The organism is Oceanisphaera sp. (assembly GCF_048268965.1).
In the GTDB taxonomy this organism is placed as follows: domain Bacteria; phylum Pseudomonadota; class Gammaproteobacteria; order Enterobacterales; family Aeromonadaceae; genus Oceanimonas.
This window is the reverse complement of sequence record NZ_JBLWUK010000016.1, coordinates 24,705-46,861: the sequence shown is the minus strand read 5'-3', so window position 1 is coordinate 46,861 and position 22,157 is coordinate 24,705. Positions and strand designations below refer to the sequence as shown.

At 55.4% G+C, this 22,157-nt stretch carries 19 protein-coding genes; 12 read left to right on the top strand and 7 right to left on the bottom strand.

The window, feature by feature from the left end; genetic code table 11:
* Positions 1 to 7: 7 nt before the first annotated feature.
* From bcsG to dnaA, 7 genes are all read right to left on the bottom strand, one after another.
* A complete protein-coding gene (gene bcsG / locus ACN0VL_RS09075; protein ID WP_417616610.1) occupies positions 8 to 1,672 on the bottom strand; it encodes a cellulose biosynthesis protein BcsG in 1,665 nt (554 codons plus the stop codon).
* Positions 1,665 to 1,859: a cellulose biosynthesis protein BcsF gene (gene bcsF / locus ACN0VL_RS09070; protein WP_417616608.1), complete on the bottom strand. Its 195-nt coding sequence runs from the start codon at positions 1,857 to 1,859 to the stop codon at positions 1,665 to 1,667. Before bcsF ends, bcsG begins: the two co-directional genes overlap by 8 nt.
* A gap of 2 nt (positions 1,860 to 1,861) precedes the next feature.
* Positions 1,862 to 3,409, bottom strand: coding sequence for a cellulose biosynthesis protein BcsE (bcsE, locus tag ACN0VL_RS09065; RefSeq protein ID WP_417616606.1), 1,548 nt, complete (start codon positions 3,407 to 3,409; stop codon positions 1,862 to 1,864).
* Between the two features lie 222 nt (positions 3,410 to 3,631).
* Complete coding sequence (gyrB, locus tag ACN0VL_RS09060; protein ID WP_417616604.1) at positions 3,632 to 6,049, bottom strand: DNA topoisomerase (ATP-hydrolyzing) subunit B; 2,418 nt, start codon at positions 6,047 to 6,049, stop codon at positions 3,632 to 3,634.
* 4 nt (positions 6,050 to 6,053) lie between these two features.
* Complete coding sequence (recF, locus tag ACN0VL_RS09055) at positions 6,054 to 7,145, bottom strand: DNA replication/repair protein RecF (RefSeq protein ID WP_417616602.1); 1,092 nt, start codon at positions 7,143 to 7,145, stop codon at positions 6,054 to 6,056.
* Positions 7,146 to 7,147: 2 nt separating this feature from the next.
* Positions 7,148 to 8,251 (bottom strand): DNA polymerase III subunit beta, encoded by a 1,104-nt coding sequence (dnaN, locus tag ACN0VL_RS09050; RefSeq protein WP_417616600.1) that lies wholly within the window; start codon positions 8,249 to 8,251, stop codon positions 7,148 to 7,150.
* A 13-nt stretch (positions 8,252 to 8,264) separates the two neighbouring features.
* Positions 8,265 to 9,662, bottom strand: coding sequence for a chromosomal replication initiator protein DnaA (dnaA, locus tag ACN0VL_RS09045; protein WP_417616598.1), 1,398 nt, complete (start codon positions 9,660 to 9,662; stop codon positions 8,265 to 8,267).
* Between the two features lie 388 nt (positions 9,663 to 10,050).
* On the opposite strand from dnaA, the gene ACN0VL_RS09040 reads away from it, so the two are divergent.
* From ACN0VL_RS09040 to mnmE, 12 genes are all read left to right on the top strand, one after another.
* Positions 10,051 to 11,652 carry a BCCT family transporter gene (locus tag ACN0VL_RS09040; protein WP_417616597.1) on the top strand — a complete coding sequence of 534 codons (1,602 nt, stop codon included), beginning with the start codon at positions 10,051 to 10,053 and terminating at the stop codon, positions 11,650 to 11,652.
* Positions 11,636 to 13,645 carry a CocE/NonD family hydrolase gene (locus ACN0VL_RS09035; protein WP_417616595.1) on the top strand — a complete coding sequence of 670 codons (2,010 nt, stop codon included), beginning with the start codon at positions 11,636 to 11,638 and terminating at the stop codon, positions 13,643 to 13,645. The genes ACN0VL_RS09040 and ACN0VL_RS09035 overlap by 17 nt, the downstream gene beginning before the upstream one ends.
* A gap of 65 nt (positions 13,646 to 13,710) precedes the next feature.
* Entirely contained in the window at positions 13,711 to 14,631 is a 921-nt protein-coding gene (locus ACN0VL_RS09030) for a LysR substrate-binding domain-containing protein (RefSeq protein WP_417616593.1), read from the top strand.
* Between the two features lie 348 nt (positions 14,632 to 14,979).
* A complete protein-coding gene (gene azu, locus ACN0VL_RS09025; protein ID WP_417616591.1) occupies positions 14,980 to 15,435 on the top strand; it encodes an azurin in 456 nt (151 codons plus the stop codon).
* Positions 15,436 to 15,699: 264 nt separating this feature from the next.
* Positions 15,700 to 16,458 (top strand): amino acid ABC transporter substrate-binding protein, encoded by a 759-nt coding sequence (locus tag ACN0VL_RS09020; protein ID WP_417616589.1) that lies wholly within the window; start codon positions 15,700 to 15,702, stop codon positions 16,456 to 16,458.
* Positions 16,459 to 16,460: 2 nt separating this feature from the next.
* Positions 16,461 to 17,126 carry an amino acid ABC transporter permease gene (locus ACN0VL_RS09015; RefSeq protein ID WP_417616587.1) on the top strand — a complete coding sequence of 222 codons (666 nt, stop codon included), beginning with the start codon at positions 16,461 to 16,463 and terminating at the stop codon, positions 17,124 to 17,126.
* 7 nt (positions 17,127 to 17,133) lie between these two features.
* On the top strand, positions 17,134 to 17,874 hold the full coding sequence (locus ACN0VL_RS09010; RefSeq protein ID WP_417616585.1) for an amino acid ABC transporter ATP-binding protein: 741 nt from the start codon (positions 17,134 to 17,136) through the stop codon (positions 17,872 to 17,874).
* Between the two features lie 339 nt (positions 17,875 to 18,213).
* Positions 18,214 to 18,348, top strand: coding sequence for a 50S ribosomal protein L34 (rpmH, locus tag ACN0VL_RS09005; protein ID WP_188630650.1), 135 nt, complete (start codon positions 18,214 to 18,216; stop codon positions 18,346 to 18,348).
* A complete protein-coding gene (gene rnpA, locus ACN0VL_RS09000; RefSeq protein ID WP_417616583.1) occupies positions 18,348 to 18,710 on the top strand; it encodes a ribonuclease P protein component in 363 nt (120 codons plus the stop codon). Before rpmH ends, rnpA begins: the two co-directional genes overlap by 1 nt.
* Positions 18,671 to 18,916: a membrane protein insertion efficiency factor YidD gene (gene yidD, locus ACN0VL_RS08995; protein WP_417616581.1), complete on the top strand. Its 246-nt coding sequence runs from the start codon at positions 18,671 to 18,673 to the stop codon at positions 18,914 to 18,916. Before rnpA ends, yidD begins: the two co-directional genes overlap by 40 nt.
* 3 nt (positions 18,917 to 18,919) lie before the next feature.
* Positions 18,920 to 20,590, top strand: a complete 1,671-nt coding sequence (yidC, locus tag ACN0VL_RS08990; RefSeq protein WP_417616579.1) for a membrane protein insertase YidC — start codon at positions 18,920 to 18,922, stop codon at positions 20,588 to 20,590.
* Between the two features lie 183 nt (positions 20,591 to 20,773).
* The gene (gene mnmE, locus ACN0VL_RS08985; RefSeq protein WP_417616577.1) at positions 20,774 to 22,135 is read left to right on the top strand and encodes a tRNA uridine-5-carboxymethylaminomethyl(34) synthesis GTPase MnmE; all 1,362 of its coding nucleotides are present in this window, start codon (positions 20,774 to 20,776) and stop codon (positions 22,133 to 22,135) included.
* Positions 22,136 to 22,157 lie beyond the last annotated feature (22 nt).

The window sequence follows — 22,157 nt, the reverse complement described above, 5'->3', positions numbered from 1 at the left end:
AGCAGACTTATTCGGGATAAAGTACCCAGTCGCCCTGATTCAGGCGAATATAATGTTTCCCCTGAAACGCCATCACCACCGCATTATCATTTTCCGATACCACAGCAGTTTGCGGTAACCCCTGCACCAACGCCGACCAGTCAACCTGGCTGCTAGTAAAGATATCGCCATCGACCGAGCGGGCAATCAGCTCGGAAATTGCCAGGTAACTGCTGGGTGACGTCACCTCGAGAGCTGGCCCCGGGTGCGAAGCTTGCGTACCAAAGAACTTGATGCCCACGGGAACGTGCGTCATCGCCGGGCTGGGAATATCGCGCAGACCGGACAGCTGCACTTTATCCCCCAGCAGAGCCGCACCGTGCTCGGGAACCACCACTACCATCAACTGGCGACCCGACTGTGCCAGGGTGTCAAAAAAGGCATTCAGCTGGTCAAACAGGGTTTTTGCCCGCTCTTGATACGAGGCGGTATCGTTGCGCCCCGGTATTCGGTTGCCATCATGCAATGGGATCAGGTTAAAGAAAGTGGCGCTGCGCTCGGTACCCTGGCTGGTGCGATTGGTTAGCCAGCGGCTGAAGAGCTGTTGGTCATTGAACACCGGCTCACCATCGAAGGAAACCAGGGACCGAGACAAGCCCTGCTGGGATAATAGCGGCGCCGACAGCTTGCCGTGCTGACGCAGTTCGGTCAGGTAATTGCCAAACTCGCCGCTATGATCCATGGCCAGCTGTGGGCTAAATCCCAGGCTGGCCAGATTATCGAATAAATAGCATTGCTCACCGGTGGGGCGGTACAAGTCTTGCTGAGCGCTTTGACCACAGCTGGCTCTTAACAGACGAATGCCTGCCGGCCCACTATAGGAAGTGGCAGAGTTAAATTGCTGAAAACGAATATCAAAACGCTGCCATAGCGGATGAGTGTCCAGATTAACCGCGGCTAAGTCGGACCAGGACAATGAGCAGATATTAATGACCAGTAAATCGAACGGCGTGGCGTCTGGTGCCAGTGTGCTCGGAAACCGGGTCTGTCGTTGTTGCTCTTGCTGATAAAAGCGCTCCAGGGCGGCATTCAGGTTGGCATTGTTTGCTACCAGTGTTTGCTGCGGGTTCCCACCACCGGCGGCCGCCGCACCAGACGTTGACACCGCCGGAGCCTGGGTGCTTTCAGCCCGGGGCGCAAGCACCCAGGCCGGGCCCGACATGGTTTGTATATTCAACCACACCACCGCCAGTACTACCCACAAGGTAAAACGGATCCATTGCGCCAGAAACAGGTACGCCACCCAGAGCACGAACGCGGCCCCCAGCATTTGCCAATTGATAAATCGCTGTACCAACTCCAGCATATAGACACCACTCAGGTCCGCCAGCTGATGGCCCTGGCTGAGCAAGCTATTGATGCCGGGTAGCCAGGTATCGTGGTACAACAGTGCTATCCCAACCGGTATGGCGATCCCGTGGCGCACCCGGTGCCATTTAGGGCTTGATATCGGCAGCAACAAAAAGGCGACAAACACCAGATTAGCGAAGGGATGAAAATTAAGGTAACCCTGCCAAAGCAAGCCCAGTTTCAGCAAAAAATAATAATTCCAACCGCCCAGGCCACGCCAGTAAGGGAGCAGTAACGGCAAAGCAGTAGGGGTTGGCTGATGGGCGTTCATATTCTTACTCATGGCTATTATCTATCGAAGTCTTGGTGGGGCGACGGCGAACGCCGTGTGCTTGCAAATATCGCGGTGACAAAAAGTGCCGACTGAACCATAGCCGCAGGCGGGGCAAGTAATCACGCAACAGGTAGCCTGCGGGCAGCATGATTAACGCACAAAACAAGAACATGCCGATAATATCGCCGATATACATAGTTACTCTTCCCCAAATAAGGGTAAACAGATGCCATAGGGCTGACGTCGAGCGGGAGCATCTTGAGCCGCTAACAGCTCAGTTTGGCGCCTGGCCACTTTCTGAGGCGCCACCCAATCGCTGGCCTGCTGATGCTGTATTTTCTGTAGCTGGGTAACAATCGGGAGGTCTTGATGCCAGGTTGTGTAATGCTGGAACAAATCTGCCACAGGCAACTGAAAAATGTTAGTGAGTGCCACATCCACATCATTGATGTTGCTAGAGAAAAGAAATAAAAACAGGGTGTCATTTGCAACGGTGGCAAGGTCGCCCATGCGGTTGATCTTGCACAGGGTGAGGGCTTGAGCGGCTTTTATATCCTCTACGGGCTGCAAGGCCACCAAAACACCCTTGGCATTTTCACTCAGCTGGGGATGCGCCATTAACTCCGTCAGCACCGAGCAAAAATGTGGCTGTTTTAGGACTCCCTTCGCCTTCAAAGGCATGAGTGCATCAAATACGGGGGTGATATCAGCCGCTACCTGGCGCACAAAGCGCTGTCCCTGAATACCTTCCAGCTGGATTAAAAAGCGTGATAAGGGAACATGGTGCGAGACCACCAGATTAGCCCCACAGGCCAGCAGCAAGCGCTCATCCGCCTGGCGCAAACTCATGCTCACTTCGCGCACCACGAGTTTAATGTCATTGCCACACTCCAGGCGCAGCCGATGCAGCTTGCGCGCGACCGCCTCTATATCTCGATTGTATCGCAAGGCAAATACCAGGGTGGCTGCTTGAGTGGCCAGCCCCGCCTTGGCTAACGCCGCATTATCGGCAAATAATTGCCAATGCTCCGACAAGGCCACCCCGCCTTGCAACACGCTTTGCTGGCACAAGACCAGATGAGCGTCCTGTTTGAACTGTGCAGACGCCTGCTGGTCTTCACGAATTTGCCACCCTTGTGGCCCTGGCTGCAGATGAATGGTCTGATGTGCGGACACCCCCCGCTGATTGCGCCAGAATGCCAGCTGATAACTATGACAGCCCTGTTGCCAGCATAAACGCGCCAGCCCCAGCAGGCTGCGATGCTCGCCATGTAAACGCGCGTATAGCGCCTCGGCCCCGACACCATGACTGACCACCAGCAAGGTACTTTGCTGATGGTGCAGCCAGGCTGCCATGCTCTCCAGCCAGTGTGCCAACAGGGTATCCTGTTTACTGTCCAGCCAGGTTTGCGCCGCCACCTGCAATATCAGCAGGCGTCCACCTGGTTTCAACACGCGCATGAGATCACTGGGGAGGCGCAACAATGCCTGGTCATGGGCTGGCAAGGAAAACAGTGGCACGCTGACAGGACCGACGTCGACCTGAGGGGGCAAGACCTCGTCCGGGGTGAGCCCCACACAAATCAAGGCCGCCTTGCTTTCTCTTGATTGCTCGCCAATCACCTGCCGACACCATTGTATGGCATCGACCTCCCGGTCAGCATGGATCCAGTACAGGCCAGCGGGCTGCATCTGTTGCAGTTCGTCCCATAACTGCCCTACACCCAAGGGAAAGAATGGCGTCATCAGCATCGCCCTAAAGTATGGTTAAAGATGTTACGCGACCAAGCTATCGCCCTGTTTACCATTAGCTGTTCCTGCTCTACGCACCGGCACCCAGCGCAATAAACCGACAGCAATGAAGAGAATAGCATCTTGGCCACCAAAATGAGTACCTATATGAGTCACAAAATAAAATGCCGCCTAAAATAGGCGGCATCATTTTTATTACATCAAACGGTGACGGTGTTAAATATCCAGGTTGGCTACTTGTAGCGCATTGGTCTCGATAAATTCACGGCGTGGCTCAACGTGATCCCCCATCAGGGTAGAGAACAGCTGATCGGCGGCAATGGCGTCTTCGATTTTCACCTGCAGCATGCGACGAGTGTCGGGATCCATGGTGGTCTCCCACAGCTGATCCGGGTTCATTTCCCCCAGACCCTTATAACGCTGTACATACAGGCCACGCTTGCTTTCCTGCATCAGCCATTCCAGCCCCTCGGCGAAGCTGTCAACCGGCTTGATTTTCTCGCCCCGCTTCACATAGGCGCCTTCTTCCATCAGGTTGGCAATGCCATTGCCCAGCTCGACGATGCTGCGATATTCACCCGAGGCAAAAAAGTCATAGCTGATCGGGAATTCACGCTCAATACCGTGCTGACGCACTCTTACCTTGGGCAGGTAGCAGTTACGCTCTTCAAAAAACTCATAATCCAGCACGTATTCGGCGCCGTGGGTATTGTCGACGATTAAGGACTCGTTGATGTTTTTCACCCAGCTGGCAACGTCCGCTTCATTGGTCAGCGCTTCCAGCGTGAGCTCTGGCTGATAAATGAGTTCGTTCAGTACCAGTTCGGGCGCACGGCGTGACAGGCGCTTGATCAGTATCTCGACCTTGCGGAAGTCATTGACCAGCTTCTCCAGGTGGGTGCCAGCGATGGCCGGAGCCGACTCGTTCACGTGCAGGCTGGCACCGTCCAGTGCCAGACTGGTCTGGTACTGCAGCATGGCATCTTCGTCTTTCAGATACTGCTCATGCTTGCCTTTTTTCACCTTGTACAAGGGCGGCTGGGCAATATAGATATAACCGCGCTCGACGATTTCCGGCATCTGACGATAGAAGAAGGTCAGCAGCAGGGTCCGAATGTGCGCGCCATCCACGTCCGCATCCGTCATGATGATGATGTAGTGATAGCGCATCTTGTCGGGATTGTATTCATCCCGGCCTATACCACAGCCCAGGGCGGTGATCAGGGTGGCCACTTCCTGAGACGACAGCATCTTGTCGAAGCGGGCTTTTTCCACGTTCAGGATCTTGCCTTTCAGCGGCAAGATAGCCTGGTTTTTACGGTTGCGCCCCTGCTTGGCAGACCCGCCTGCCGAGTCACCCTCCACTATGTAGAGTTCGGATAAGGCGGGATCTTTTTCCTGACAGTCGGCCAGCTTGCCCGGCAAACCGGCCAGATCCAGCGCCCCTTTACGGCGGGTCATGTCCCGCGCCTTGCGGGCGGCTTCACGAGCCCGGGCCGCATCGATGATCTTGTTGACCACGATTTTGGCGTCGCCCGGGTTTTCCAGCAAAAATTCGCTCAAGCGCTCATTCATGGCCTGCTCGACGGCGGTTTTTACCTCGGAAGACACCAGCTTGTCTTTGGTCTGGGACGAGAACTTGGGATCCGGTACCTTCACCGAGATCACCGCGGTCAGCCCTTCACGCGCATCGTCGCCGGACGCCGAGGTCTTGGCCTTCTTGCTGTAGCCTTCTTTATCCATGAAGTTGTTGAGGGTACGGGTGAGCGCGGCTCTGAAGCCGGCCAGGTGAGTACCGCCATCACGCTGAGGGATATTGTTGGTAAAGCAGAAGATATTCTCCTGGTAGGAGTCGTTCCACTGCATGGACACCTCCACCGTAATGCCGTCTTCACGTTCGCTGACAAAGTGAAAGGCCTTAGGGTGAATGGGCGTCTTGTTCTGGTTCAGGTATTCAACAAACGCCTGAATGCCCCCTTCGTATTCGAAGTGCACTTCCTTGTCTGACTGTTCATCGAGCAGGCGAATGGACACCCCCGAGTTCAAGAACGACAGCTCGCGCAAGCGCTTGGCCAGAATATCAAAATGAAATTCGGTATTGGTAAAGGTCTCGTGGCTGGGCCAGAAGCGGATCAGGGTGCCCGAGCGCGTGGTGTCGCCAACGGCCTTCAGCGGGGCCTGTGGTTCACCATGACGATAGGTCTGTTCGTGTACCTTGCCATCACGCCAGATAGTCAGCTGCAGCTTTTCCGACAGGGCGTTCACCACGGATACACCCACACCGTGCAAACCACCGGAGACTTTATAGGAGTTATCGTCGAACTTGCCGCCCGCATGCAATACGGTCAGGATCACTTCGGCGGCAGAGCGGCCTTCTTCTTCGTGAATGCCCACTGGAATGCCACGACCATCATCGGAAACAGAGACGGAACCGTCGCCATGAATGATAACGATGATGTCTTTACAATGTCCGGCCAGGGATTCATCTATCGAGTTATCCACCACCTCAAACACCATGTGGTGCAGGCCGGTGCCATCGTCGGTGTCGCCGATATACATACCCGGACGTTTACGGACTGCATCCAGACCTTTTAATACCTTAATACTCGAAGAGTCGTAAGTGTGTTCACTCATTGGCTTACTCGCACTCCTGGGGTTCGGTGATTTCACCCTGTTTCACATGAAACAGCTTGCTGTTATCCCGTGTGATCATCTGACTAAGCTGGGCCACATCAATGGCGGAAACAAACACCTGGGCACCCAATTCGGTTAATCGGTGTGCCAGTAATGCCCGCTTGTGTTCATCCAGCTCAGACGCAAAATCGTCGATTAAAAAAATACAGTCCTGATTGGACTCGGTTTTCAGGTACATGCCCTGGGCCAGCCGCATGGCACAGACCAGCAGCTTAAGCTGGCCCCGTGACAGCAAGTCCTGCACCGGCATGCCTCGCGCCTTGATCCTGATTTCCGCCTTGTGGGGCCCCGAATGGGTATACCCCAGGCTTAAATCACGTTCCAGGCCCTGTTCCAATACTTGAGCCAGGGGGATTTGCCTGTCCCAGCCCCGAAAAAAATCGAACGTAAAATCATACTCAGGCAGAAAGTCTGCCGCAATCAAGCGGATAACCGGCTCTATGGCCTCGGCATATTGCTGCCTGAATAGACTCAACTCTTCGGCTATGGTGACCAGCTGTTGATCCCAGTAGCGCAATTCTGTGTGTGGCCTTTGTTGCCGCAACAACGCATTACGTTGCTTTAACAGCCGACGATACTGCCCCCAGACGGTAAAAAAACGCCCGTGAGAGTAAAACAGCCCCCAATCCAGGTACGCCCGTCGTAATGTGGGCCCACCGGTCAATAGATTATACCCTTCCGGGTGGATCAACTGAATGGGTAGTATGTGCGCCAGGTCGGCTAATCGTTCGGCAAGGCGTCCACCCACCTTGAGTCGGGTAACGCCACCACGGGTTTTGCTCAAGCCAACGGGTAAACTGTCGTCTCCCCTTTGTATGCGTGCAAACAAGGTAAAGGCCGACTCGCCCTGATGAATCACCCGCCCCGTCAGGTGAGTGCGAAAAGAACGACCCACGCCTAAATAATGAATGGCTTCCAGAATACTGGTCTTGCCACTGCCGTTGGCACCAATGAGAACATTGATGCCGGCCGCCGGTATCAACCGGGCATGGGGAATATTGCGAAAATCTTTTAACTGCAGGTTAAGCAATGCCATGCTTACAAACGCATCGGCATGACGACATACAGCGCATCTCCGTCATCTTCGGCCTCAATCAAGCCACTGCTACTGGCATCTTTCAGGCTGACCTTCACCTTATCAGACTTGAGGGTACCGAGCACATCCAGCACGTAAGACACGTTAAAGCCAATTTCCAAATCCGTACCCTGGTAATCCACATCCAGCATTTCTTCCGCTTCTTCCTGCTCTGGATTATTGGCGGTAATTTTCAGCACCTGGGCCTGCATATTCAGGCGCACGCCGCGAAATTTTTCGTTCGACAATATCGCCGCTCGGGAAAATGCCTGGCGCAGCTCTTCACGGCCACAAATCAGGGTTTTATCGCATTCACGGGGCAGGACGCGACGATAATCCGGGAAGCGGCCATCCACCAGCTTGGAGGTAAAAATAAAGCCCGGGGTCACGGCGCGAATATTGCTTTTGCCAATTTGCAGGCGCACATCCTGATCGTCATGCTCCAGCAATTTTACCAGCTCGAGCACGCCTTTGCGTGGCACTATCACTTGCTGTGCCGGCAGCGTCTCGGCCAGCAGCTGCCGCTGACAGGTGGCCAAACGGTGACCATCGGTGGCCACGGTACGCAGTAACTGACCATCGGTTTCAAACAGCATGCCGTTCAGATAATAACGCACATCCTGAATGGCCATGGAAAACTGGGTCGACTCAATCAGCTTCTTCAATGCCAGCTGGTTAATGTCGAACTCCAGCTCCGAGCTCCACTCTTCAATATTGGGGAAGTCTTCGGCGGCCAGCGTGGCCAGATTAAAACGGCTGCGACCCGAGCGTAAAATAAGACGATCGCCTTCCTGAGTAAACCGAAGCTCGGCGCCATCGGGCAGACCGCGGCACAAGTCCAGCATCTTGCGCGCCGGCACTGTGGTGCGTCCGGCGGTCACCTCACCCTGCAGCTCAACCCGCGCTATCATTTCCACTTCGGTGTCGGTGCCCGTCATCGAGAGTGCGTTCTCGCTCACACTCAGCAGGATATTATTCAGGATCGGCAGGTTGGGACGGCCTCCCAAGGCACTGGACACCAGTTGCAGGGGGCGCAATAGGGCTTCGCGGCTGATAGTAAACTGCATGGGGTTCTCCGATTCAGGAAGACAGGGTGCGGATAAGATTGGAATAATCTTCCTTTATATCATGACTCTCTTCGCGCAGCTGGCCGATTTTTCGGCAAGCGTGCAGCACAGTGGTGTGATCCCGACCACCAAAAGCGTCGCCAATTTCCGGTAACGAGTGATTGGTCAGCTCTTTGGCCAACGCCATGGCCAGCTGGCGCGGGCGCGCCACCGAGCGCGAACGGCGCTTGGACAACAGGTCCGCCAGCTTTATTTTATAATATTCCGCCACGGTTTTCTGAATATTATCGATGGTGACCAGCTTTTCTTGCAGCGCCAGCATGTCGCGCAGCGCCTCGCGCACAAAGTCGATGTTAATGGCGCGGCCGGTGAAGTTGGCGTTGGCCATGACCCGGTTCAGTGCACCTTCGAGCTCGCGCACGTTAGAACGCAGTCGTTTGGCGATAAAGAAGGCCACCTCATCGGGCAGACGCATTTTATTCTCATCGGCCTTGCGCATCAGGATCGCGACCCGGGTTTCCAGCTCGGGCGGCTCTATGGCCACCGTTAAACCCCAGCCAAAGCGGGATTTGAGCCTGTCTTCCACGCCGTTGATTTCTTTGGGATAACGGTCCGAGGTTAGAATAATCTGCTGATTGCCTTCCAGCAGGGCGTTAAAGGTATGAAAAAACTCTTCTTGCGAACGCTCTTTGTTGGCAAAAAACTGAATGTCATCGATCAGCAAGGCATCCACACTGCGATAGTAACGCTTGAACTCTTCAATGGCGTTGTTTTGCAGTGCCTTTACCATGTCCTGCACAAAGCGTTCCGAGTGCATATAGATCACCTTGGCATCGGCCTTGCGGGCACGAATGCCATTGCCCACCGCATGCAACAGGTGCGTTTTGCCCAGGCCGGTGCCGCCGTATAAAAACAACGGGTTGTAAGCACCGCCCGGATTGTCCGCCACCTGACGCGCCGCCGCCCGAGCCAACTGGTTCGACTTACCTTCAACGAAGTTGTCGAAGGTATAGTTGGTGTTCATATTACTTTTATAGGTAATTTGCGGTTTGTCGTCGGCGCGCTCAATCCAGGAAGGGGTGGTCTGCACCGGACTCTGGGATCGACCAGCGCTGGCATTGCCGTTGCTCTTACCAGGATCGCTGGTCACCAGATTCACCGGGGTGCGCTTTTTGCCCACCTCGAACTTCATCTGGGGGCAATTGCTGCCGCAGAACTCGGCCAGCAGACCGTTGATCCGCAGCAAATACTTATCCCGAACCCAATCGAGTACAAAGCGATTAGGGGCAAACAGGGTCAGGGTGTTGTCGCCCAGCTCCGCCTGCAGCGGCCGGATCCACATACTGAATTCTGCCGAAGGCAATTCATCTTGTAGCCGGTTAAGACACTGCTGCCAAAGCATAGCGCTCATCAGAACTCCTGAAACAAAGGGATCAATCAAGGGGTGGTTATTCTACTGAGGCAAAGGCCGGATCTCTAGCCGGATCGTCACGATCCTGAAAAATATGATCCTTGACATCTGTGAATAACTTCTGATTCATGCACAGGATCCTTGTCGTTATAAACAAGCTACTCACATCATAACGGATCATCCAGTTCCGTCGCATCGAAGTCGCCGTACGCAAGACCAATGATCAATAGTCATGACCCCATGTCCAGATGTTGATTGAGCGATTCCCAACCTCTTGGCAGACTGAAAAGCCATGTTAATTTAAGGTTACTAAACCGGGGGGCGTTCTATCCTGCCTCCAGAAAAAATAAAAAGGATATGCAGTACCTATCACGGAGTGATTGATAATATGTCATCAACCAACCTCAGGCCCTTAGTATTCTGGCCCACCTTTCTGCTGCTGCTGGCAGCCCTGCTCGCAAGCTACCTGAATCTGGATGCCTTTCTTGCCACCACCAAAACCCTGAACAGCGCCATACTGGACAATTTTTCCTGGTTATTCAGCCTCGGCAGCCTGTATCTGCTCGTGCTGGCCGTAGTGGTCTACTTTTCACCTCTCGGAAAAATCCGCATCGGCGGCGATCGAGCCGAGCCACTGCTAAGCCGTTGGCGCTGGTTTTCCATTACCCTGTGCACCACTCTGGCGGTCGGTGTACTGTTCTGGACCACCGCCGAGCCGCTCTACCACCTGTTCGGCCCCCCAGAAAGTACGGGGTTGGAAGCCGGCTCGCCGGATGCCGCCCGTTTCGCCATGGCCACCATGTTCCTGCACTGGTCCTTTACTCCCTACGCCATCTACACCATTCCCTCGCTGGTGTTTGCCCTTGCTTTCTACAACCAGCGCAAGCGCTTTTCCATTGGCAGTATGTTGGAGCCGGTGCTGGGCACCCGCATCACCCGACGCTTCGGTACCTTTATCGATGCGGTGGCGCTCTATGCCCTGGTGGCCGGCATGGCCTCTTCTCTGGGTACCGGCGCCCTGACTCTGGCTGGCGGCGTCGGCCAGTATCTGGGCGGTGAAACCACCCCGCTACGCCTCGGCATCATCATCGCAGTGATCGTGGCCACCTTCGTGTTGTCCGCCGCCAGCGGCCTGAAAAAAGGCATAGCGCGCATGTCGGCGCTGAATGCCTGGTTGCTGCTGTTTCTCGGTCTGTTCATGTTCTTCTTCGGCCCCAGCATCTTCATGATCGCCCTGGGTACCGAATCTATCGGCCTGTACCTGGATACCTTCTTTACCCGCAGCCTGTTCACCGGCGCCGCCGCCAGCGATCCCTGGCCCCAGTGGTGGAGTATCTTCTACTGGGCAGTGTGGTTTGCCTGGGCTCCGGTTACCGCCCTGTTCCTCGGCAAAATCGCCCGCGGCTACACGGTGCGTGAATTCATCCGTATCAACCTGCTGTTTCCGTCCCTGTTCGCCATCGTCTGGATCTGCATCTTCTCCGGCACCGCCATCTATCTGGATATGCAGCAGGCGGCCGGCCTGAACGATGTACTCAATAACGAAGGCGTAGAACATGTACTGTATCGGATCTTCGATCAGCTGCCGGGCAGCAATATCATGATAGTGCTGCTGCTGTTTATCGCCTTTATTTCCTATGTTACCGCCGCCGACTCCAACACCGATGCCATAGGTGGTCTCTGCACCCGCGGCCTGACCGCCGACAGTGACCTGGACAGCGGCCTGGGCATCAAGGTGCTGTGGGGCTCGGTGATCGGCACCGTGTCCTGGGTCATGGTGTCTTTCGTCGGCCTCGATGGCGTCAAGATGCTATCCAATCTGGGCGGCCTGCCCGCCATGTTCATTATCCTGCTGGCCAGTGGCTCCCTGTGGTACTGGCTATCCAATCCGGCCCTGGTGACCATGTCACCCAGCTCGGCTCCAGCCCCGGCCAGCGACACCCACTCATCATCATTTAAAGGAATACCGACCAATGCAAATCAAGCATGATTTTCCCCGTCAGGTGCGTGAAATAGAGCATTTGCAGATTCCTCTAAAGGACGGTACTCGGCTGGCCGCCCGGATCTGGTTGCCTGCAGACGCAGAGCAACAGCCGGTACCCGCCATCCTGGAATATCTGCCCTACCGCAAGGTCGACGGCACCGCAGTACGCGATGCCCTGACTCACCCTTATCTGGCTGGCCATGGCTACGCCTGTGTACGAGTGGATATTCGCGGCAACGGCGAGTCCGACGGCCTGATGCTGGATGAATATCTGAAGCAAGAGCAGGACGACGCGCTCGAGGTTATCGACTGGATCAGCCGCCAGCCCTGGTGCGACGGCAATCTGGGCATGATGGGTATCTCCTGGGGTGGCTTCAACAGCCTGCAACTGGCCGCACTCAGACCCAAACCGCTGAAGGCCATTATCACCATTTGCTCCACCGACGACCGCTACGCCGACGACGTGCACTACAAGGGTGGCAACCTGCTACTGGAAAACATGGGCTGGGCCGCCACCATGCTGAGCTTTTCCGCCGCCGTGCCGGATCCCCGCCTGGTGGGCGAGGACTGGCAGGCGATGTGGAAACATCGGCTGGAAAACATGCCACTGCTGGCCCAGCCCTGGATTGAGCACAGTACCCGAGATGCCTACTGGACCCACGGATCCATCGGCGAAAACTACCAGGATATAGAGGCGGCAGTATACTGCGTCGGCGGCTGGGGAGATGCTTATCGCAACACCCCGATGCGGATGATGGAACACCTCAAGTGCCCGAAGAAGGCGTTGATCGGCCCCTGGATCCACAAATACCCCCACTTCGCCATTCCGGATCCGGCCATCGGCTTTTTACAGGAAGCGCTGCGCTGGTGGGATCACTGGCTGAAAGGCATAGACACCGGCATCATGGACGAGCCCGAATGCACCTTCTATCTGCAGGATGCTCAACCGCCTTCTGCCATGAACTCTTACCGTCCCGGCAACTGGGTACAGACCGACGGCTGGCCCGCCAGCCAGGTGGAGCAACAACTATTCAGTCTGACCGACAGCGGCTTGCAGCAGGGTGAACATGCACTGATCTCCGCCGCCGGTGTTTGCTCTCCGCTCACTACCGGGGTTCACGGCGGCGAGTACTGCGCCATCTGGTTCGGTCCTGACTTCCCGACCGATCAGCGCCGGGACGATGCCTTGTCCCTGTGTTTCGACAGCGCGCCCCTGAGCGAATCGCTGCCGCTGCTGGGCAACCCAAGCGTGGCACTCAGAGGCTCGGTGGATCAGGACTGCGGTCAGGTTACGGTACGTCTCAGCGATGTAGCGCCGGACGGTCGCGCTACCCTGATAACCTACGGCACTCTCAACCTGGCCCTACGACACGACAAAGCCAAACTGACCCCGCCAGTGCCGGGTGAAGAGATGGAGTTCGAAGTGCAGCTGGACAACATCGGTTACCAGGTACCTGTCGGCCACCGACTGCGTGTCGCCATCGCCACCGCCCACTTTCCTCTGCTCTGGCCCAGCCCCAAGCTGACCACCTTGAGTCTGGTGCCCGGCCGACAGAGCCTGACCCTGCCGGTATACCGAGGCGAGTCCATCGACAATCCCTTCCTGCCGCCGGAATCCGCTCAGCCGGTCAACATGGAGTTTCTACGCGAGGCCAGCCCCAAGCGCACCATCACCGAAGACGTGGCCAGCGGCGAAATCTGTGTGCGGGTCAACGACGACATGGGCACCTATCGCTTCCTCGATCACGGTCTCTGGGTGGAACAGAAAGCCACCGAGGAATATCGTACCCAGCCCTATGTTCCCGACGCGACCCAAGCTGATATTCACTGGCTGTACCGGGCTGGCCGGGATGACTGGGAAGTCAGGGTAGAAAGCGAGTTACACCTGGCCTGCGATGAGCAGCATTTCTACCTGAGCGCCCGCCAGCAGGCCTGGCTGGATGGTGACTTGTTCAACGACAAGAGCTGGGAGTACCGTATTCCACGGCTTGCCCAGTAGCCTTGAGAACCTGCCGGGAGTAAACTAGGGGCTTATTCAGTACAGGACAGCCGCGGGAAGCCAATATGTCCGAACGGATCAAGCCCCTACCTCCCCTTAATTGTCTGCAGGCCTTTGAAGCGGCGGCGCGCAGCCTGAGTTTCACCCAGGCGGCGACCGAACTCAGCCTGACCCAGAGCGCTATCAGTCGGCAAATCAAGCGACTGGAGGAGTGTCTGGGGCGGCCTCTGTTTCATCGAGATGCCTTGGGCGTAGCCCTGACTCCAGCTGGAAAACGTTATTTCAACTTGGTACAGCGGTTGCTGCGAGAGCTGGCCAGCGGTACTGCCGCCCTGACCCGTAGTCAGGGCAGCCTGCAGCTGACACTGGCATCCAGCCCCACCATCGCCTCCATGTGGCTGACCCGCAAATTACCCGAACTACAGCAACTCTATCCACAGCTAGAGATCCGTATCCTGACCACGGCCGATCCGCGACAATTGGATCTAAGCGAATTCGATCTTGCCCTGTATTATCTGGTACCCGGAGAAATGGAGCCGTCTGGAGTACAGATCAGCCGCATCATGGAACAAGAAGAAGTCATTGCCGTGTGTAACGCCGGTTACCTGCAACAGGCCGGGTCTATCACCAGCCCACAACAGATGCTGCGCGAACATACCTTGTTGGAACTGGAGGACTACTACCACGACTGGCTGACCTGGGAAGACTGGTTTGAGGCTATTGCGGAACCCTACCAGGCTCCCGCCCGTACCCTCAAGGCCAACAGCTACCAGCTGCTAATGCAGGCGGCCTTGGCAGGCCAGGGGGTCGCCCTCGGCTGGGCTCGGCTGCTGCAGCCCTACCTGCAGGAAGGCACCCTAATACAGGCCCTGCCCCACAGCATGCCCAGCAAGGGCTATCTGTGCCTGTTGGAGCCCAGTCATCGCCACCCATCAGCCGCTACTCGGATGTTTACCCAGTGGCTGCTACCGGAGAGGGACAACTGAGTATTCTGAGTAATGGCAACAATAGTGGTTACCAGATACTTTCTTCCTATCTCTTTTTTGGTCAAATTATTAAGTTTTTTAAAAGCGAACATGCTGTTTTTGGCTGGCATAAAAAGGCTTTCATTATTTAGGCTGTAGCGATGATAACTGCACCCGTTACCGTCTCGCTGTAACAAAGTCACGATCGTCCCTTGCCGGAGGATCGTCGTCTATACTTTCTTGATCTGCAATTATTGTCGTACTATTTTTCGCCACTGAATATTATTCTCAAAATCTATGCTAGGGTAGCCGCAGCTGGCTCACCGCTAGTGCTGTGACTGGCTCCATAACCACCTTGAGGAGACACGCATGAAAAAGACACATTATTTTGCCGGCCTGGTACTGATGTCCGCCACCTTGCCCGCGTTTGCTGCTGATGAATGTACCCTGGAAATCAACAGCAACGATGCCATGCAATTCGAGCAAAAAGAGCTGAGCGTACCTGCCAGCTGTGAAGAGGTGACCGTTACCTTGCATCACACCGGCACCATGGCCAAAAACGTAATGGGCCATAACTGGGTGTTGAGCACCACGGAAGACATGCAAGCCATTGCCAACGATGGTATGAGCGCAGGTGCCGATCATGATTACCTGAAAGCAGATGATGATCGCGTGATTGCCCACACGGCTCTGATTGGCGGCGGCGAGAGCAGCAGCGTAACCTTCAGCACTGCAGACATGAAAGCTGACGGCAATTATAGCTATTTCTGCTCTTTCCCCGGCCACATCGGCATTATGAAAGGCACATTCAGCATTACCGAATAAGCCTGGTCGAGTGCCTGCACAGCAGGCACTCCATTACTTGCCTTGCTGGCCCCCCGTCGTCTCCTCGCCCTGCATTTTTTCAATCTGCTTGATGTCCCCTCTCTCAGCTGTAATAGTCGGTCTGCTACGTGTTGCGGTTGTATGTTAAAAGCCTGTAAAATATGGCAAACGACCGCTGACCAATCACAAAGCGCTTTTATCGTCATGCCATCCGACCATGGCGACACTTTAATATGGTGCCGATAGGCACAAGGAGAATACATCATGCTCAAGTCCATTACCCTGCTGGGTAGCGCCCTCGCCTTGTCTGCAACCATGCTCACGCCCGCCATGGCCGCCGATACCGTCAAAGTCGGCATGTCCGGTCGTTATTTTCCCTTCACCTTCGTTCAGCAAGACAAGCTACAAGGGTTTGAAGTTGATGTATGGAACGAAATTGGTGAGCGCCTGGATAAAGAAGTGGAGTTTGTCACCACCAACTTCTCCGGCCTGTTCGGCATGCTGGAAACCGGCCGCATCGATACCATCGCCAATCAGATCACCATTACGCCGGAACGCCTGGAGAAATATAATTTTTCTACTCCCTATGTCTATGACGGCGCACAGATAGTCGTGCGTAAAGGCAACGACAGCATTCAGGGATTAGAAGATCTGAAAGGCAAGAAGGTGGCGGTCAACCTGGGCTCCAATTTCGAGCAGCTGATGCGCAAGCAGGACACCAACAACGAAATCAACATCATCACTTACGAAACCAATCTGGAGCAAGACGTTGCCCTGGGCCGTACCGATGCCTTCGTCATGGACAGAGTGGGCTCTGCCCAGTTGATCAAGGAAGCCGGTTTGCCATTGCAGCTGGCCGGAAAGCCTTTCGAGACCATGGAAAATGCCTTTCCCTTCCTGAAGAATCCCGAGCAGGAAGCCCTGCTGGCCGAAGTCAATCAGGCGCTGGACGAGATGAGAGCCGATGGCACCTTGACGAAAATATCGCAGCAGTGGTTGGGCGCGGACATTAGCAGCAAATAATTATGCCATTTGATTTCGAGTATACGCTGGCGCTGTTTCCTATCTTGTTCAGATATCTGGGCACGACCATGGAAATGGCGCTGCTGGGCTTTGTATTCGCCCTGATTATCGCCGGTGGACTGGCGGTGATCCGAACCTTTCAGCTGCCGGGGCTCAACGCCCTGGCCAAGCTGTTCATCTCCTTCTTTCGCGGTACGCCGCTGCTGGTACAGCTGTTTCTGCTGTATTACGGCCTGCCGCAGATCATGCCGATCTTTATCGGCCTCGATGCTTTCAGCGCCGCCGTCATCGGCCTGACGCTGCATTTTGCCGCCTACATGGCCGAGTCGATCCGCGCCGCCATCCTGAGTGTACACAAGAGTCAGATGGAAGCGGCCATGAGTATCGGCATGACGCGCGGTCAGGCGATGAAGCGCATCATACTGCCTCAGGCGGCGCGCATCGCCACGCCTTCGTTGATGAACTACTTCATCGACATGATCAAGAGCACCTCGCTGGCCTTCACCCTGGGGGTGGCCGAAATCATGGCCTCGGCCCAGAAAGAGGCGTCAAGCAGCTTCAAGTTTTTCGAAGCCTTTATTGCGGTCGCCCTGATCTACTGGGCTGTGGTGGTGTTCTTTACCTATTTGCAGACCCGGCTGGAACGCCACCTGAACGCGGCTTACTAGGAGCACCATGATTACCCTACGCAATCTGACCAAAATTTATCATGGCCAAACCGTGCTCAACGACATCAGCCTGGACATTGCAAAAGGAGAGATTGTCGTGATCCTGGGGCCTTCGGGCACCGGAAAATCTACCTTGTTGCGCTGTCTTAACCTGCTGGAAACGCCAGAGGTAGGGACGCTCGACATAGACGGCTTTGCCATCAACCTGGCCAAACACAGCGGCAAAGACGCCATTGCGCTGCGCAAGCGCACTTCTTTTGTTTTCCAGAATTATGCCTTGTTTGCCAACAAGACGGCACGCGACAACATCGCCGAAGGGCTGATCACCGTCTGGAAAAAGCCCAAGGCCGAAGCCAATGCCGAGGCCCTGCGTATTCTGGGTGATATCGGGCTGGAGGATAAAGCCAACGCCTACCCTTCCTCCTTGTCTGGTGGCCAGCAGCAGCGCATTGGCATAGGCCGGGCCATGGCCAGCCATGCCAAGGTGATGCTGTTTGACGAACCCACCTCGGCACTGGATCCGGAGTGGGTCGACGAGGTACTGGGACTGATGAAGAAACTGGCGCTGGCGCATCAGACCATGGTGGTGGTCACCCACGAAATCGGCTTCGCCCGGGATGTGGCCGACCGAGTGATTTTCATGGATGGTGGCCACATAGTGGAACAGGGCCCACCGGACATCTTGCTGACCAACCCCAGCGATCCCCGCACCCGCGCCTTTCTGCGCAAGGTGTTGCCGGCAGCGTAACGATATCGGATCCTGAACGCTCCCCCCTTCTCTGGCGGCCGTCGGGATCCTGATCGTATTCAGCCGTATTTAGTGCTTCGTTAAGCGTGTTGTTTTTGTTGCCAACACCCAAGGGCGCTGTATAATCCCAGCCCCGCGATCATTAAGGATCCCGGGATCGACCGTGACGGGAAAATACTTCTCGTTAATTGGTCGTCAATCAACGCCATGTGGATTGACGTTATATGCAGAACTGTTTAGAATTCGGCCTCTTTGGTGGGGCCGTCTCGGTGATGTTTATGCGTCTGTCGAGTACATGGTCAAACTGTATAACAAACTGACACAGCGGTAATAACTACTATGAAACGCACTTTTCAACCTTCAAATTTGAAGCGCAAACGCAGCCACGGCTTCCGTGCTCGCAAGGCCACTGTAGGTGGTCGCAAAGTACTGGCCGCTCGTCGCGCCAAAGGTCGTGCCCGTCTGAGCGCCTAATGGCCAGGCACACCTTTTCACGGGAGTTACGTTTGTTAACTCCCGCCCATTTTAAAAACGTCTTCGACAACCCTGTCAGAGCCGCCTCCCCGCATCTCACACTTCTTGCCAAACCAAACGATTTAGGTCATCCAAGACTTGGGTTAGCCGTACCTAAAAAAGCACTTAAACGTGCCGTCTGGCGTAACAGGGTCAAACGTGTTGCCCGTGAAGCGTTTCGCTTGAAGCAACATCAGTTACCCAGTGTTGATATTGTGGTGATCGCCAAGAAAGGGGTTGGAGATGTACCCAATGACGAGCTGTTCGAGCTGCTGGATAGGTTATGGCGCACGCTTTCTCGCCGCTGCAACGACTCAGCGTAGGCCTGATACGCCTCTACCAACTGATCATCAGTCCACTGCTTGGACCCAGGTGTCGTTTTACTCCCACCTGTTCGCAATTCGCCATTGAAGCCATCCGGCTCCACGGTTTTTTAAAAGGCGGTTGGTTAACGATCAAACGTCTATTAAAATGCCATCCTTTAGGTCCAAGTGGACACGATCCGGTCCCGACAAAGCGAAGAAAATAAACTATGGAATCTCAACGTAATATATTGATTATCGCTCTGCTGCTGGTGAGTTTCCTCATCTGGCAACAGTGGGATAGCGCTCAAAATCCAGCAGAAGTTCAGCCAACCACGACCCAAACCACGGCCAGCCAGGGAGATAGCGATTTTATCCCTCAAGCCGATCAGGTCAGTGGCGAAGTACCTGGCGAAGCGACCCCCGCCGTTGCCAGCCGCAACCTGATTACCGTGACCTCAGACACGCTGAAACTCACCATCGATACCCAGGGTGGTGATGTTGTTCGTGCCGAGCTGCTGGAACACGACGACAGCCTGGATTCTGACGACAAGTTTGTACTGCTGATGAACGATGCCAACTTCGTCAACGTGGCACAAAGTGGCTTGATTGGCCGTGATGGCCCCGACAGCAGCATTGCCGGTCGTCCCGTTTATCATGCCGAACAGCAGCAATATGTGCTGGCAGCCGATCAGGACAGCCTGACCGTGCCCATGACCTTCATCAACGACAAGGGTGTGGTGTTCACCAAGACCTTTATCCTGGCCCGTAACAGCCACGTGGTGCAGGTGAACTACAACATAGATAACCAGAGCGCCGAGCCAGTTCAGGCCCAGCTTTATGGTCAGCTCAAGCAGAGCATGGAAAGCCCCTATCACGACGGTGGCAGCATGCTGATGGCGTCCGCTTATCGCGGCCCGGCCTATTCGAGCAGCGAGACCCGCTACACCAAGTATGACTTTAAAAAAGTACGAGAAGCCAATCTGAACCAAACCACGGAAGGTGGTTGGGTGAGCATGCTGCAGCACTATTTTGTGTCTGCGTGGATTGCGCCACAGCAAGAACAAAACCAGCTGTATAGCCGTGCGTTGAATAACCAGGGTCAGGCGACCATCGGCTTCAAGGCGCCACTGGTTACCGTGGCACCGGGCACAGAACAAACCCTGTCTGCCGACCTGTGGTTAGGCCCAAAACTGCAGAATGAAATGGCTGCAGCCGCCGAAAACCTCGACTTGACCGTCGACTATGGCTGGTTATGGTTTATTGCCCAACCCCTGTTCAAGCTGCTGCACTTCCTGCAAAGCTTCGTGACCAACTGGGGCCTGGCCATCGTACTGACCACCTTCGTGGTACGCGGTATCATGTATCCGCTGACCAAGGCACAGTACACCTCCATGGCCAAGATGCGCATGCTGCAGCCCAAGCTGGCGGCCCTGCGCGAGCGCCACGGTGATGATCGCCAGAAGATGTCCCAGGGCATGATGGAGCTGTACAAGAAAGAAAAAGTAAACCCGCTGGGCGGCTGTTTACCTATTCTTATCCAGATGCCGATTTTCATCTCCCTGTACTGGGTATTGATGGAATCCGTTGAATTGCGCCATGCGCCTTTCATGCTCTGGATTGACGACTTGTCGGTTCGTGACCCTTACTTTGTGCTGCCTATCTTGATGGGCGCCAGTATGTTCCTGATCCAGAAAATGAGCCCCACCACGGTGACGGATCCCATGCAGCAGAAGGTGATGCAGTTTATGCCGATCATCTTTACCTTCTTCTTCTTGTGGTTCCCTGCGGGCTTAACCCTGTACTGGTTGGTCAGTAACGTAGTGACCATAGCTCAGCAGTGGTATATCTTCCGCCAGCTGGAGAAGAAAGGCCTGCACGGTAGCAAAGCCGCCTCTTAAGGCTGCTTGCTGGCCGCTAACGCCAGAAATCAATACACTAAAGGCGACCCCAGGGTCGCCTTTTTATTAGATACGATAGAAATAAGAGGCAGTAGACGGATGGCTCGGCCGAGCCCCCATGAAGGGGGTTACGGCGAGTCTGTGTACCGTACCCTTTACTGCCGCACGCAGGAGTAAGAACAGATGTCGAACGATACCATAGTGGCTCAAGCCACCGCCCCTGGCCGGGGTGGTGTGGGCATAATACGCGTGTCCGGCCCCCAGGCCGAAACCGTCGCCCAGGCAGTGCTGGGCAAGGTGCCCAAGGTACGTTATGCCGACTATCTACCCTTTAAAGATCAGCAAGGCCAGGTGCTGGACCAGGGCATAGCGCTGCTGTTTAAAGGCCCGAACAGCTTTACCGGTGAAGACGTGCTGGAGCTGCAGGGCCATGGCGGCCCCGTGGTGCTCGACATGCTGGTGCGTCGCATTCTGGCTCTGCCCGGCCTGCGCCCCGCCAATGCCGGCGAGTTCAGTGAACGCGCCTTTTTAAACGACAAGCTGGATCTGGCCCAGGCCGAGGCCATTGCCGACTTGATTGAAGCGTCCAGCGAACAAGCCGCCCGTTCGGCCCTGCAATCGCTGCAGGGCGAATTCTCCCATCATGTACATGAGCTGGTAGAAGCCCTTATCCATCTGCGCATCTATGTGGAAGCGGCCATCGACTTCCCCGAAGAAGAAGTGGATTTTTTATCGGACGGTAAAATCGCCGGCGACCTGTACGCCATTATGGATCGCCTGACCGAAGTACAGCGCCAGGCCCGCCAGGGCGCCATTATGCGTGAAGGCATGAAGGTCGTGATTGCCGGGCGCCCCAACGCCGGCAAATCCAGCCTGCTGAACGCCCTGGCCGGTAAAGAGTCGGCCATCGTTACCGACATCGCCGGGACTACCCGCGATGTCTTGCGCGAGTATATCCATCTGGACGGCATGCCACTGCACATTATCGACACCGCCGGCCTGCGCGATGCCACGGATGCGGTAGAGCGCATCGGCATAGAGCGGGCCTGGAGCGAAATCGAGCAGGCGGATCGCATTCTGTTCATGGTGGACGGCACCACCACAGATGCCCTGCATCCCAAAGACATCTGGCCCGACTTTATCGACCGTCTACCCGCCCATATTGGTCTGACCGTGGTACGCAACAAAGCCGACCTAAGCGGCGAAGCCCTGGTAGTAGTTAGCGATGGCGAACACCCCGTCTACCCGATTTCAGCCAAAACCGGCGAGGGTGTAGAGGCGCTTAAAGAGCACCTGAAAGACTGCATGGGTTTTAAAGGCGGACTGGAAGGCGGCTTTAGTGCCCGCCGTCGCCACCTGGACGCCCTGCACCACGCCGACCAACACCTGATAGTGGCCAAGGAACAACTCGAAGTGTACATGGCCGGCGAGCTGGTGGCCGAAGAGCTGCGCCTGGCCCAGGAGCAGCTCAGCCAGATCACCGGTGAATTCACCTCTGATGACCTGTTAGGCAAAATTTTCTCGAGCTTCTGTATCGGAAAATAAGGCGGATAGAAGTAAAACAGCC